The 13,740-nt window shown below is 66.9% G+C and carries 13 protein-coding genes; 11 read left to right on the top strand and 2 right to left on the bottom strand.

Annotated features, from left to right (window positions below):
• The first annotated feature begins 3 nt into the window (after positions 1-3).
• The 6 genes from tatB to AB4Z10_RS12195 all read left to right on the top strand — a co-directional run bounded on the left by tatB (position 4) and on the right by AB4Z10_RS12195 (position 6,204).
• On the top strand, positions 4-705 hold the full coding sequence (gene tatB, locus AB4Z10_RS12220) for a Sec-independent protein translocase protein TatB (protein ID WP_441470670.1): 702 nt from the start codon (positions 4-6) through the stop codon (positions 703-705).
• The gene (gene tatC, locus AB4Z10_RS12215) at positions 702-1,505 is read left to right on the top strand and encodes a twin-arginine translocase subunit TatC (RefSeq protein WP_441470669.1); all 804 of its coding nucleotides are present in this window, start codon (positions 702-704) and stop codon (positions 1,503-1,505) included. Before tatB ends, tatC begins: the two co-directional genes overlap by 4 nt.
• A 144-nt stretch (positions 1,506-1,649) precedes the next feature.
• The gene (gene serS / locus AB4Z10_RS12210) at positions 1,650-3,209 is read left to right on the top strand and encodes a serine--tRNA ligase (RefSeq protein WP_441470668.1); all 1,560 of its coding nucleotides are present in this window, start codon (positions 1,650-1,652) and stop codon (positions 3,207-3,209) included.
• Position 3,210: 1 nt separating this feature from the next.
• Complete coding sequence (gene surE, locus AB4Z10_RS12205; RefSeq protein WP_441470667.1) at positions 3,211-3,972, top strand: 5'/3'-nucleotidase SurE; 762 nt, start codon at positions 3,211-3,213, stop codon at positions 3,970-3,972.
• A gap of 19 nt (positions 3,973-3,991) precedes the next feature.
• Entirely contained in the window at positions 3,992-4,654 is a 663-nt protein-coding gene (locus tag AB4Z10_RS12200; protein WP_441470666.1) for a protein-L-isoaspartate O-methyltransferase family protein, read from the top strand.
• Between the two features lie 167 nt (positions 4,655-4,821).
• The gene (locus tag AB4Z10_RS12195) at positions 4,822-6,204 is read left to right on the top strand and encodes a peptidoglycan DD-metalloendopeptidase family protein (protein ID WP_441470665.1); all 1,383 of its coding nucleotides are present in this window, start codon (positions 4,822-4,824) and stop codon (positions 6,202-6,204) included.
• A 199-nt stretch (positions 6,205-6,403) separates the two neighbouring features.
• On the opposite strand, the gene AB4Z10_RS12190 is transcribed toward AB4Z10_RS12195, so the two are convergent.
• Entirely contained in the window at positions 6,404-7,288 is an 885-nt protein-coding gene (locus AB4Z10_RS12190) for an ATP-binding protein (protein ID WP_441470664.1), read from the bottom strand.
• A gap of 324 nt (positions 7,289-7,612) precedes the next feature.
• On the opposite strand from AB4Z10_RS12190, the gene yajC reads away from it, so the two are divergent.
• The 5 genes from yajC to AB4Z10_RS12165 all read left to right on the top strand — a co-directional run bounded on the left by yajC (position 7,613) and on the right by AB4Z10_RS12165 (position 11,966).
• Complete coding sequence (gene yajC, locus AB4Z10_RS12185; protein ID WP_441470748.1) at positions 7,613-7,888, top strand: preprotein translocase subunit YajC; 276 nt, start codon at positions 7,613-7,615, stop codon at positions 7,886-7,888.
• 88 nt (positions 7,889-7,976) lie between these two features.
• Positions 7,977-9,587 carry a protein translocase subunit SecD gene (gene secD, locus AB4Z10_RS12180; RefSeq protein ID WP_441470663.1) on the top strand — a complete coding sequence of 537 codons (1,611 nt, stop codon included), beginning with the start codon at positions 7,977-7,979 and terminating at the stop codon, positions 9,585-9,587.
• A 33-nt stretch (positions 9,588-9,620) separates the two neighbouring features.
• Complete coding sequence (gene secF / locus AB4Z10_RS12175; protein ID WP_441470747.1) at positions 9,621-10,583, top strand: protein translocase subunit SecF; 963 nt, start codon at positions 9,621-9,623, stop codon at positions 10,581-10,583.
• Between the two features lie 8 nt (positions 10,584-10,591).
• Positions 10,592-10,969 carry an Mth938-like domain-containing protein gene (locus AB4Z10_RS12170; RefSeq protein WP_441470662.1) on the top strand — a complete coding sequence of 126 codons (378 nt, stop codon included), beginning with the start codon at positions 10,592-10,594 and terminating at the stop codon, positions 10,967-10,969.
• 109 nt (positions 10,970-11,078) lie between these two features.
• Entirely contained in the window at positions 11,079-11,966 is an 888-nt protein-coding gene (locus tag AB4Z10_RS12165) for a phytoene/squalene synthase family protein (RefSeq protein ID WP_441470661.1), read from the top strand.
• Between the two features lie 245 nt (positions 11,967-12,211).
• On the opposite strand, the gene trmFO is transcribed toward AB4Z10_RS12165, so the two are convergent.
• A complete protein-coding gene (trmFO, locus tag AB4Z10_RS12160) occupies positions 12,212-13,618 on the bottom strand; it encodes a methylenetetrahydrofolate--tRNA-(uracil(54)-C(5))-methyltransferase (FADH(2)-oxidizing) TrmFO (RefSeq protein ID WP_441470660.1) in 1,407 nt (468 codons plus the stop codon).
• Between the last annotated feature and the right edge of the window lie 122 nt (positions 13,619-13,740).

Here is a 13,740-nt window from a genome sequence, read left to right as displayed (position 1 = left end):
TCGATGTTCGACATCGCCTGGAGCGAGATGGTGCTGATCGGCGCGGTGGCGCTGGTGGTGATCGGCCCCAAGGATCTGCCCAAAGCCCTGCGCACGGTCGGCCAGACGGTCGGCCGTATTCGCCGCATGGCGACCGAATTCCAGGGGCAGTTCAACGAGGCGATGCGCGAGGCCGAACTCGCCGACCTCAAGAAACAGGTCGAGGATGTCGGCGGGTCGGTGTCGAGCGCGCTCAACAGCGACTATAAGCCGATCGAGGAGCCGAAGGATTTTTCGGCGTCGAGCGCGGGCGAGACCGCTGCGCCCGATGACGCGGCGCTGAAGGAGGCCGAGGCGAAGCTTGCTGCGCTGCCGACGCCGGAGTTGCCGCCGGTCGACATCGCCGCCGAGACGCCGACGCCCGCCGACGAGCCTGTTCCGGCCGCCAAGCCGAAGCGGACGCGCAAGGCGAAGGCTCAGGACGAGCCTGTGGCCGATAGCGCCCCGGCTGCCGAAGCCGCACCCGCTGCCGAGGTGAGCGAGACTGCCGAGAAGGCGAAGCCGGCACGCTCGCGCCGAACCAAGGTCGCGGCGGATGCACCGGAGGAGCCTGAAGCGCCCGCCCCGGAGGCTACTTCGAGCGAGGCGACGCAGGACACGCCGAAGCCCACCCGCAAGCGCAAGCCCAAGGCCGATACCGCCAAGGGTGAGGAGACTTCCGCATGAGCGTCGCCAATCCTCGCGAGGGCGACGATGAGATCGAGGCCTCGCGCGCGCCGCTCATCGAGCATCTGATCGAGTTGCGCTCGCGGCTGATCAAGTCGCTGATCGCCTTCCTCATCATGTTCTTCATCTGCTTCGGTTTCTCGACGCAAATCTACAACCTGCTGGTGCTGCCCTATGTCTGGGCGGCCGGCAGTGCAGCCAATGCGCAACTGATCTATACCGGCCCGCTCGAGCTGCTGTTCACGCACATCAAGGTGGCGGCCTTCGGTGCGGGCTTCTTCGCCTTCCCGGTGATCGCAACGCAGATCTACAAATTCGTGGCGCCCGGCCTCTACAAGAACGAGAAGGCGGCCTTTGCGCCCTATCTCGTGGCGACGCCGGTGTTCTTCACGCTTGGCGCGGCGCTGGTGTTCTTCTTCGCCATGCCGGTGCTGATGAAGTTCTCGCTCGGCATGCAGCAGGCAGCGACCGAGACGCAGGCCGGTATTGCGCTCCTGCCCAAGGTCAGCGAATATCTCTCGCTGATCATGACCCTGATCTTCGCCTTCGGCGTCGCGTTCCAGCTGCCGGTGATCCTGACGCTGCTGGGGCAGGCGGGCATCATCGATTCGCAGTTCCTCAAGGACAAGCGCCGCTACGCCATCGTCTTCGTCTTCGTCGTCGCGGCGGTGCTGACCCCGCCGGACGTGATCTCGCAGCTGATGCTGGCCGTGCCGATGCTGCTGCTCTACGAGCTCTCGATCTTCTCGGTCCGCCGCGTCGAGAAGAAGCAAGAGGCGGCTGAAGAGGCTGCCGAGTAGGGCCTTTTGCGCAACGTCTTCCGTCATTCCGGCGTTTCGCCCGGAATGACGGGGCGTTGAGGCGAGGAACCCTGTTCCCTCACGCGTCGTCCCGGTCTAGAGCATCCTGCGCTGCATTCCGCAGCGATGCACGGCCGGACGACGATGTACGACATCAGATGGATTCGCGAGAACGCCGCGGCGTTCGATGGAGGCTTGACTCGACGGGGCCTGGAGCCGCTGTCGTCGTCGTTGCTCGCGCTCGATGATGTCCGTCGCTCCGCCATCGCCAAGGCCCAGGGCGTGCAGGAGCGCCGCAACGCGCTTTCCAAGGAGATCGGCAAGGCGATGGGCGCGAAGGATGTCGCGCTCGCCGAGAAGCTGAAGGCCGAGGTCGCGGCGCTCAAGGAAGAGCAGCCGGCACTGGAGGCCGAGGAGAAGGCCGCCAAGGAGGCGCTGGACGAGAAGCTCGCCGCCATCCCGAATATACCCTTCGACGACGTGCCCGATGGTGCCGACGAGCATGACAACGTCGTGCTGCACATGCATGGCGTGAAGCCAGATGAGCGCGGGCTGCTCAAGGGTGTCAATGATCCGAAGCAGCATTTCGAGCTCGGCGAAGCGCTCGGCCAGATGGATTTCGAGAAGGCCGCGAAGCTCTCGGGCTCGCGTTTCGTCGTGCTGGAGAAGCAGATCGCGCGGCTCTCGCGGGCGATCGGGCAGTTCATGCTCGATACACATACGGAGGAGCACGGCTATACCGAGGTGAACCCGCCGCTGCTGGTGCGCGACGATGCAATGTTCGGCACCGCGCAGCTGCCGAAATTCGCGGGCGACCAGTTCCGTGCCGTCGCCTTCGAGATGCCCGAGCATCTGAAGGACCATGGCCGAGCCGCCGAACTCTGGGAGTCGCTGGCGGAAAGCTGGGCTTCCGAGGAGGGCAAGCTGGAGCAGGCGACATTCAACTCGGTGATGCAGGCACTCTACGACGACAAGATCTCTGCGGAAGAACGCCATCAGATCACGACGTTCTTCGAGAAGCAGCGTCGCGACCTTGCCGTCGCGCGCCATGGGCAGGCCCGTGCCGAGCAATGGGGCGAGGCCTTCGGCGGCGGACATTGGCTGATTCCGACCGCCGAGGTGCCGCTGACCAATCTGGCAAGGGAATCAATCCTTTCCGAGGAGGAGCTGCCGCTTCGATTCAGCGCGCTCACGCCTTGCTTCCGGGCCGAGGCCGGCTCTGCCGGCCGCGACACGCGCGGCATGCTGCGCCAGCACCAGTTCGAGAAGGTCGAGCTCGTCTCGATCACGGCCCCCGAAAAGTCGCGCGAGGAGCATGAGCGCATGCTCGCCTGCGCCGAGAACGTGCTGAAGAAGCTCGACCTGCATTATCGCGTGATGACGCTGTGCACCGGCGATATGGGCTTCGCCTCGCAGAAGACCTGGGACATCGAGGTCTGGCTGCCCGGGCAGAAGACCTATCGCGAGATCTCGTCCTGCTCGGTCTGCGGCGATTTCCAGGCGCGGCGCATGAATGCCCGCTACAAGACCAGGGACGGCAAGGGCCCGTTCTTCGTGCACACGCTCAACGGCTCGGGCACGGCCGTCGGCCGCGCGCTGATCGCGGTGATGGAGAACTACCAGAACGCCGATGGCTCGATCACCGTGCCGGAGGTGCTGGTGCCCTATATGCGCGGCGTGACGAAGATCGAGAAGGCGGCCTGACATGCGTATTCTGGTAACCAACGACGACGGCATCCATGCCGAAGGGCTCGAGGTGCTGGAGCGGATCGCGCGCCAGCTTTCGGACGACGTCTGGGTCGTGGCGCCGGAGAGCGACCAGTCCGGCGTCGCCCATTCGCTGTCGCTGTCGAACCCATTGAGACTCCGCCAGATCAGCGAGAGGCGCTTTGCCGTGGCGGGCACGCCGACCGACTGCGTCATAATGGCCGTTCGCTCGATCCTGGCCGAGGCCAAGCCCGATCTCGTGCTCTCGGGCGTCAACCGCGGCTCCAACGTCGCGGAGGACGTGACCTATTCCGGCACCATTGCGGCCGCGATGGAGGGCACGCTGCTCGGCATCCCGTCGATCGCCGTCAGTCAGGCCTATACGCCGGGCGACCGCACCAATATCCGCTGGGACTGCGCCGAGCATCACGCGCCGGGCATCATCCGCCGGCTGCTGGAGGAGGGCATTCCCGAGGGCGTGCTCTTCAACCTCAACTTCCCCAATGCGGGGCCGGGCGAGGTGCAGGGCGTCTCCGTCACGGTGCAGGGCCGGCGCGATCAGGAACTGGTCCAGCTCGAGCCCCGCAAGGATGGGCGCGGCAATCCGTATTACTGGATCGCCTTCCAGCGCAGCCGCAAGGAGCCGGCGAACGGCACCGATCTGCGCGCGATGGCCGAGAACCGAATCTCGATCACGCCGCTGGAACTCGACCTGACCCATGAGCCGACACTGACCCGCTTCGCGCAGGTCTTCGCCTGAGAGGCGGTGGGGAGGGGGTATGAGCGAGGAGGCGCCGGCCAGCGAGGGCGAACGCACCGTCGCCTTCCTGCTGTCGCTGAGGGCGCGGGGGGTGCGCGACCTCCCGCTGCTACGCGCGATGGAGCGGGTGCCGCGCGATCGGTTCGCGCCGTCCCGCTTTGCCGATCTCGCGCGCGAGGACGTCTCGGTGCCGCTGCCCTGCGGCCAGACGATGACCGCGCCGCATACCGTCGCCAATCTGCTCGGCGCGCTCGATATGCAAATCGGCGCGCGCGTCCTCGAAGTCGGCACGGGCTCCGGCTACGTCTCGGCGCTGCTCGCGGCGCTGGGCGGCGAGGTGGTTTCACTGGAGCGTTATCGTTCGCTGGCGCTCGCCGCGCATGAGCGGGTCAGCGGCAGCGGTTTCGGCCAACTGATCGATCTGCGCCATGCGGACGGTTTCCAGCCCGATCGCACGCTCGGCCGCTTCGACCGTATCCTCGTCAACGGTGTCACACAGACGGTGCCCGAGGCGCTGCTGATGCGGCTGTCGAATGGCGGGCGGCTGGTCGGCGCCCTGCGAATCGAGGGGGTGGCACGGCGGGTGGTGGTCACGCGCCTCGGCGATGACCAGTTCGACCATGCGACCGGGCCGGTGCTGCGCCTGCCGCCGCTGGTGCCCGGGATTTCGCGCGCGCTCTGACGCCTGGCCGCACCAACCGGCGGCGCGCGGTGACATGGCAAGGGGGGCCAGCGCCGCCGGCGAAAATCCAAAAAAGTGAAGACGGCTTCGCCAGCGAAACGCTTTCGTAACCTCAACGGGAGTTTAATGACCGTCATCGAGTTGCGTCGTTCGCGAGTACTCTGTTCATGCGTAGCCAAGCCGGATCGATCAATCATCGCGCTCTCCGTCGCCTTTCGACGGTGTGCCTGCTTGCCGTCGGTGTCAGCGCCTGCTCCTCGGATGCGCTGCGCTTCACCGAGACTCCTTTCGACAACCCCTTCAGGACTGCACAGGCCCCGGCGCCTGCTCGCGACCCGGCTACCACCGGTTCGATCGGGCGCTCTGCCAGCGCGCCGCTGCAGCCGGTTCCGTCGGCCCCGGTCGTGCGGGCTCAGCCCCTGCCGCCGCCGCAGTCTGCCGTTGCGCTGAGTTCGGCGCCGCCGCAGGCCGTTTCCGGCAGCGCCACCGGCTGGTCGGCGCAGGGCGGCACGCCGGTCGTGATCGCGCAGGGCGAAAACCTCGACATGATCTCGTCGCGCTACGGCGTGCCGCGTGCGGCGCTCATGTCCGCCAACGGGCTGAGCAGCGCCAACGTGCCGCCGGGCACACGGATCACGATCCCGGTTTATAACGCGAGCGGCGCCCCCGCTTCGGTTGCTGCTGCTGCGCCGGCCCCCCAGGCCGCCCCGGCTCCGGCTCCTTCGCAACGTTTCGTCGCCGGCCCGGCTCCGGTCCGTCAGCCCGCTCCGGTTGTCGATGCGAAGGCACAGGCCAAGGCCGCTGCCGATGCCAAGGCGACCGCTGCCGCGGAAGCCAAGGCGAAGGCCGCAGCAGACGCTCAGGCCATGCGCGAATCCCGTGCCCGTTTCGCTGCCGAAGCCAAGGCCAAGGCCGATGCCCGCAAGGTCGGCACCGCCGTGGCGGCCGTGCCCGCCGCGAAGCCTACCGCTGAGGCGAAGCCCGCGCCCGTCCAGCAGCCGGTGAAAGCCGCCGCTCCTGCTCAGCAGCCGGCGAAGCCGGTCGTGGTGGCGAACGCGCCTGCCGCCGAGCCGAAGCCGACCGCAGTGCCGAAGCCGACTGCGATCCCGAAGGCCGAGCCTGCATCCGAGCCGAAGACCACCGCCAGCCTGCCCAAGCAGGAAGAGGAGGCGTCTTCGGGTGACAAGGCTGATTTCCGCTGGCCGGCTCGCGGCCGCGTGATCAACGGCTACAGCAAGGGCGGCAACGAGGGCATCAACATCGCGGTTCCGGAAGGCACGCCGGTCAAGGCGGCCGAGGGCGGCACCGTCGCCTATGCCGGCAGCGAGCTGAAGGGCTACGGCAACCTCGTCCTGATCCGCCACCCGAACGGCTATGTCTCGGCCTACGCCCACAATGGCGAGCTCAAGGTGAAGCGCGGCGACACCGTCAAGCGCGGCCAGGTGGTGGCGAATTCGGGCCAGAGCGGCAACGTCTCCTCGCCGCAGCTCCACTTCGAGCTGCGCAAGGGCTCGAGCCCGGTCGACCCGACGCCCTACCTCAACAACTGAGCCGGGCCCGGGCGCAAGATTTAAGCCTTCGATCGGTTCGCGAGACCCTCCCGATCGAAAAAAGGACGGGGCGGCCCCAGGAAGGGCCGCCCCGTTTTCGTTTGCCCCAGGCCGTCCTGCTCGCGCTTGACCGAGTATCTCGGAAGCCGGTGCCTTCTGGTCATGAGATTCCCGGGTCAAGCCCGAGAATGACGTATCCTCATCCCTCCAGCTTCTTGCCCAGCCGGCCGGCAAGGTCCTGAATGTACTGCCAGGCGGTGCGGCCGGAGCGGGAGCCGCGCGTCGTCGCCCATTCCAGAGCGTCGCGGCGCAACTCCTCGGGGCCGACCGCTAGCCCGAAATGGCCGGCATAGCCGTTGATCATCTCCAGATACTCGTCCTGGCTGCATTTGTGGAAGCCGAGCCAGAGGCCGAAGCGGTCCGAGAGCGAGACCTTCTCCTCGATCGCCTCGCCCGGGTTGATCGAGGTCGCACGCTCGTTGTCCATCATGTCGCGCGGCAGCAGGTGGCGGCGATTCGAGGTGGCGTAGAAGACGACATTCTCCGGCCGGCCCTCGACGCCGCCGTCCAGCACCGCCTTCAGCGATTTGTAGGATGTGTCGTCGCTGTCGAAGGACAGATCGTCGCAGAAGACGATGGCGCGGTGCGGATCGTTGCGCAGCTGGCTCATCAGGGCAGGGAGGCTCTCGATGTCCTCGCGGTGGATCTCGATCAGCTTAAGCGGCAGGGCGCCCTTGGGCAGATGCTGGTTGGTGTCGGCATGCACCGCCTTGACCAGCGAGGACTTGCCCATGCCGCGCGCGCCCCAGAGCAGCACATTGTTGGCCGGCAGGCCCTTGGCGAAGCGCTCGGTGTTCTCGGCCAGCGTGTCACGGACGCGGTCGACGCCGCGCAGCAGCGAAAGCGCCACGCGGTTGACCTTCGGCACCGGCACCAGCTCCGAGCCTGCCGCCTGCCAGACGAAGGCGTCGGCGGCCTTGAGGTCGGCCGGCTTGTGCCGCGGCGGAGCGATGCGCTCGAGCGCATCGGCGATCCGCAGCAGCGTCGCGAGGGTCTGGTCGGGGGTGATCGCGGTCGTGGTCATGGCACTGGCGCCTTCGTTTCATCCTGTCGAACCGTACCGTACCGTCCGGTACGGTTCCGATGGCTAGCTAAACCGCGTCGTGGATCGAGCGCAAGGGGCATTGCGCGAATGGCAGCAAGCCCATAGGTGAGGAGCCATGCCCGAGAGACCGGGCATGTCCGATTGATTTCACGGCGTTGCTGGCTATAGTCCGCGCGATTTTGGCCGGGCGATGCTATTGCCGCGTCTTGCGGCCGGCGGCCTGCTGCGCCGTCGTTAGAGAGGAGTCCTTCAGTGATCACCCCCGCTTTCGCCCAGGCGACAGGAGCCGGTGGCGGCGCCGACATGCTGATCCAGCTCGTGCCGTTCCTGCTGATCTTCGTTATCATGTGGTTCCTGATCATCCGGCCGCAGCAGCGGCGGGCGAAGACCCATCAGGAGATGATCAAGAACGTCCGCCGCGGCGACACGATCGTGACCTCGGGCGGCCTGATCGCGAAGGTGTCGAAGGTCGTCGACGACGGCGAGCTGGAGGCCGAGATTGCCGATGGCGTGCGCGTGCGCATCGTGCGCGGCATGATTCAGGACGTCCGCTCCAAGAGCGAGCCGGTCAAAAGCTGACTTTGACAATCGATCGCGTTTTCGCATTCGGACGGAAGCGTCCGAATGCGACGTGATCTGAGGCACGACAACAAGGCTGTTCACGCAGATGCTTCGTCTCCAGGCCCGCAAGGTCATTCTCGTCCTGCTCGTGCTGATCGTCGGCTGCGGGCTCGCCGTGCCGAACCTGTTCTCCCCGGAGACGCGCAAGTCCATTGCCGAGAACGCGCCGTCCTGGATTCCGCGCATCTTCCTGCCGATCCATGCGGTGGTGCTCGGCCTCGACCTGCAGGGCGGTTCGCACGTCCTGCTCGAGATCGACCGGGCCGAGCTGGTCCGCAGCCAGGTGACCCAGCTGCGCGACGACGTCCGCCGCGTCCTGCGCGAAGAGCGCATCAGCATTCAAGGTGGCATCCAGACCACGACACGCGGTGTGCAGGTGCGCGTCCCGGACGCGGCCGAGCGCGCCCGCGTGCTGCCGAAGCTGCGCGAACTCGCCCAGCCGATTGGCACGCTCGGCGCCTTCGGCCCTTCGGGCAACCAGTCGATCGCCATTGCCGAGCAGCCTGACGGGCTGATCCAGCTGACGGTGACGGAAGCCGGCTCGAACGAGCGTATCCGCCGCGCCGTCGAGCAGGCGATGGAGGTTCTGCGCCGGCGCGTCGACGCGCTCGGCACGACCGAGCCGAACATCCAGCGCCAGGGCCTCGACCGCATCCTGGTCCAGGTGCCGGGCCTGCAGGATCCGCAGCGCCTGAAGCAGATCCTCGGCGACACGGCCAAGCTGGAGTTCCGCCTCGTCGGCGACGCCAACAGCAGCGAAGTCGACATGCTGCCCTCGCAGGATGCCGGCGGTCAGACCGTCCCGGTGCTGCGCCAGCCATCGGTCGACGGCGCCGACCTGATCGACGCGCAGCCGGCCTTCGATTCGCGCAGCGGCCAGCCGATCGTGAACTTCCGCTTCAACATCCGCGGCGCCCAGCGCTTCGGCCAGATCACCACGGAGAATCTCGGCCGCCCGCTGGCGATCGTGCTCGACAACAAGGTGATCTCCTCGCCGGTGATCCAGTCGCCGATCACGGGTGGCTCGGGCCAGATCTCCGGCAACTTCACGGTCGAGCAGGTCAACAACCTCTCGATCCTGCTGCGCGCCGGCGCACTGCCCGCCAAGATGACCATTGTCGAGGAACGCACCGTCGGCCCCGGCCTCGGCGCCGACTCGATCCGCGCCGGCAAGATGGCGACCCTGATCGCGACCGTGATGGTGGTGATCTACATGCTGGCGACCTACGGCATCTTCGGCCTGATCGCGAGCATCGCGCTGCTGGTCCATGTCGGCCTGATCTTCGGGCTGATGTCCTTCCTCGGCGCGACGATGACGCTGCCCGGCATCGCCGGCATCGTGCTGACCATCGGCACGGCGGTCGACTCCAACGTTCTGATCTATGAACGCATGCGCGAGGAGGAACATCAGGGACGCAGCCTCGTCTCGGCCCTCGAGGCCGGCTTCCAGCGCGCCTTCGCCACGATCATCGATTCCAACGTCACCATGCTGATCGCGGCGGTGGCGCTGTTCTCGCTCGGCTCCGGCCCGGTGCGCGGCTTCGCGGTCGTGTTCATCCTGGGCATCCTCACCACCGTCATCACGGCGGTGACGCTGACCCGGATGCTGATCGCGCTCTGGTATCGCTGGGCCAAGCCCAAGCACCTCCCGTTCTGACGCTGCCAACCCTTCAGGAGATTGGCCATGCGCATGCGCCTGCTTCGTATCGTTCCCGATAACACCCGCTTCAAATTCGTCTGGTTCCGTCGCTTCAGCTATCCGCTGTCGGCTGCCTATTCGGTCCTCGTGATCGTGCTGTTCCTGACGGTCGGCCTGAATTTCGGCATCGACTTCAAAGGCGGCACGCTGATCGAGATGCAGTCGAAGGCGGGCGCCGTCGACATCGGCCAGATCCGCCATACCGCGAACGGGCTCGGCTTCGGCGAAGCGGAGGTGCAGGAATTCGGCACGGGCGGCGAGGTCTCGATGCGCTTCGGCATGCAGCCGGGCGGCGAGACGGCTCAGCAGGCTGTCGTGGTGAAGGCACGGGAGGCCTTCGCCTCGAACTATGAATTCCGCCGCGTCGAGACGGTCGGCCCGCGTGTTTCGGGCGAGTTGGTGCAGGCGGGAACGCTCGGCGTCGTGCTCGCGATCGTCGGCGTGCTGATCTATCTCTGGTTCCGCTTCGAGATGCCGCTGGCGATCGGCGCGATCCTCGGCACGCTGCACGATATCGTGCTCACGATCGGCTTCTTCCTGATCACCCAGCTCGAGTTCAATCTGACCTCGATCGCGGCGATCCTGACCATCGTCGGCTACTCGTTGAACGAGACCGTCGTGGTGTTCGACCGTACCCGCGAGCTGCTGCGCCGCTACAAGACGATGCCGGTTGCCGAGCTTCTCGACCTGTCGGTCAACTCGACCCTGTCGCGCACGGCGATGACGGCGACGACGACCTTCCTGTCGCTGCTGGCGCTGGTGCTGTTCGGCGGCACCGCGATCGAGGGCTTCGCGCTCGTGATGCTCTTCGGCGTGGTGATCTGCACCTATTCGGCGATGTTCATCTCGACGCCGGTGCTGCTCTATATGGATGTCCGCTCGGCCGGCGCCCGCGAGGAAGCGCAGGAGGCGGCGCGCGCCAAGGCTTCGTCGGCCGCCAAGGCGAAGGCCTGAGCGGCTTCATGCCGCGCTTCGACGGCTTCGTTCCCGGCCGTTTCCCGCTCGACGCGATCGGGGCGGGCGGTTTCCGCTTCGCGGAGATGAGCCACAAGGGCTCGATTATCGCGACGCCGGCGGGCATCCGCATCTGGCCGGTGACGCGCTTTTCCGAGGTGACGATCGAGAGCCTGCAGCCGGTGCTGGACGAGGCCGAGAGCATCGACTTCCTGTTGATTGGGACAGGGGCCGACATTGCCTTCATTCCGCCCGTTCTGCGTGATCCGCTGAGGCTGGCCGGGATCACCGTCGAGGGTATGGCGACAGGCGCGGCTGCCCGCACCTACAATATCCTCGTCGCAGAGGACCGACGCGTCGCCGCTGCGTTGATCGCGATCGACTAGGAACCCTGCCGGCAGTTTGGAAAGCCGGCCATGCGAGCGACGCGTAGCAGGGGCAGGGCGAGTGCCCTACATTAGGGGCGGCCTAACGATGGCGGGCCGAGGCGGGACAATGCCGCAGACCGAGACTGATGATCGCAGGGAGATCGCGCCGGCGCGCTTGCCGGAGGCTTATGCCCATTGCGCGACGCTCGTGCGCGAGCAGGATCAGGATCGCTATATCGCCGGTCTCTACGCCTCCGAAGACCGCCGGGCGGCGCTCTACGCCCTCTATGCCTTCAGCCTCGAGATTGCACGGGTAAGGGCGCTGGTCAGCGAGCCGCTGCCGGGCGAGGTCAGGCTGCAATGGTGGCGCGACGTGCTGGAAGGCCAGCCGGCCGGCGAGACGCAGGCGCATCCCGTGGCCGCGGCCCTGCTCGACACGGTCCGGCGCTACCGCCTGCCGATCGCGCCGCTGACGGCATTGATCGATGCCCGGATCTTCGACCTTTACGACGATCCGATGCCCTCTCTCCGCGACCTGGAGGGCTATGCCGGCGAAACCTCCAGCGCCTTGATCCGACTCGCCTGCCTGATCCTGGCAGGCGGACGCGATCCGGGCGGGGCGACGGCCTGCGGCCATGCCGGCGTCGCCTATGCGCTGACCGGGCTGATGCGCGCTTTCCCGTGGCATGCGGCCGAAGGGCAGGTCTACCTGCCGGCGGACATCCTTTCCCGCAACGGCGTCACGCGTGACGACATCGTGCGCGGGCGGGGCGGCCCGGGCGTGCTCTACACGCTCAAGGAACTGCGCGAGATCGCCCGCAACCACCTGAAGAAGCTCGCGAGCCTCGGCGAGTCGATTCCGCCGACGCTGAAGCCGGCCTTCCTGCCGGTGGCTCTGGTGGAGCCCTATCTCCGGCGGATGGAGGCGAGGGGATACGATCCCTACCGGACCATCATCACCCTGCCGGCCTGGCGCCGACAGTGGATCCTGTGGCGGGCGGCGCGGAAAGCTTAGAAGCAAGCGCCGTCGCGCTCGGGCGAAACCCGAGCATCTCGCGACGCGGAAGCATATCGTCGTTCCAGGGCTTCGCGTCGGCGAAGAGCCCGGAACCCATGAGCATGCCGTTTGCCGCCATGGCCGGGCCTGTCTCGAGCAGACGTGGATGCTCGTCACAAGGGCGAGCATGAGCCTCTGGAACGGCGTCGTGTTCATGGGTTCCGGGCTCAGGCCTTCGGCCTGTCCCGGAATGACGGAGTGTTCTACTCGGCTGCCTTCGCCTCGACGCTGCTCGTCCAGGCGTCCATCTCGACCTTTGCGCGCGCGGTGAGCGCCTGCTTGCGGGCGACGCTCTTGGCCGGGCCCTTCAGGCGCTTGCCGTCGGGGCCGGTCGTCGCAACGCCCTCGATCGGCGGGAACAGCCCGAAATTGATGTTCATCGGTTGGAAGGAGCGGGGCCCCTCGTCGATGGTGACGATATGGCCGCCGGTGATGTGATTGACCAGCGCGCCGAGAGCCGTCGTCGCAGGCGGCAGCGGCAGCTCGCGGCCAAGCCGCTCGGCTGCGGCCATGCGTCCGGCGAGGAGCCCGGTGGCGGCGCTCTCGACATAGCCCTCGCAACCGGTGATCTGACCGGCGAAGCGCAGGCGCTGATCGGCCTTGAGCCGCAGGTGCCCGTCGAGCAGCTTCGGCGAGTTCAGATAGGTGTTGCGGTGGATGCCGCCGAGCCGAGCGAACTCGGCATTCTGCAGGCCCGGGATCATCCGGAAGATCGCGGCCTGCTCGCCATATTTCAGCTTCGTCTGGAAGCCGGTCATGTTGAACAGCGTGCCGAGCGCATTGTCCTGGCGCAACTGCACCACGGCATAGGCCTTGACGGTCGGGTTATGCTTGTTGGTGAGGCCGACCGGCTTCATCGGGCCCCAGCGCAAGGTCTCGCGGCCACGTTCGGCCATCACCTCGATCGGCAGGCAGCCGTCGAAATAGGGCGTGCCCTCCCACTCCTTGAACTCGGTCTTCTCGGCGGCGAGCAGCGCGTCGATGAAGGCCTCGTACTGGTCGCGGTCGAGCGGGCAGTTGATGTAGTCGGCACCGGTGCCTCCCGGCCCCGCCTTGTCGTAGCGTGACTGGAACCAGGCCTGGTCCATGTCGACCGAATCGAAATGGACGATCGGCGCGATGGCGTCGAAGAAGGCGAGCGAATCTTCGCCGGTCAGCGACTGCAAGCCCTGCGCCAGGGCAGGCGAGGTCAGAGGACCGGTGGCGATGACGACATTGTCCCATTCGGCCGGTGGCAGGCCGGCGATCTCGCCGCGGTCGATGGTGACGAGCGGATGGCTCTCCAGCGCGGCGGTGACGGCCTGCGAGAAGCCGTCGCGGTCGACCGCGAGCGCGCCGCCTGCCGGCACCTGATGGGCATCGCCCTTGGCCATGATCAGCGAGCCGAGACGGCGCATCTCCCAATGGAGCTGGCCGACCGCGTTGCTGGACGAATCGTCGGAGCGGAAGGAGTTCGAGCAGACGAGCTCGGCGAGCCCGTCGGTCTTGTGCGCGTCGGTACCGCGCACGGGGCGCATCTCGTGGATGACGACCGGGACGCCGGCCTCGGCGATCTGCCAGGCGGCTTCGGAGCCGGCGAGACCGCCGCCGATGATGTGTACTGGTTCCATGGCTGCGATGTGTCCGCAGCAGGCTTCGAGGTCAAGCGAGAAGCAGGCCTGAAATGCAAAATGCCCGCCGTGAGGCGGGCATTCGCTCTTCGACCAAGTTCGGGGGGAGGGGAAACCCGAAC

Source organism: Allobosea sp. RAF48, from assembly GCF_052114025.1.
Taxonomy (GTDB): domain Bacteria; phylum Pseudomonadota; class Alphaproteobacteria; order Rhizobiales; family Beijerinckiaceae; genus Allobosea.
The sequence above is the reverse complement of the archived record's forward strand: the minus strand, read 5'-3'. Positions and strand labels throughout refer to the sequence as shown.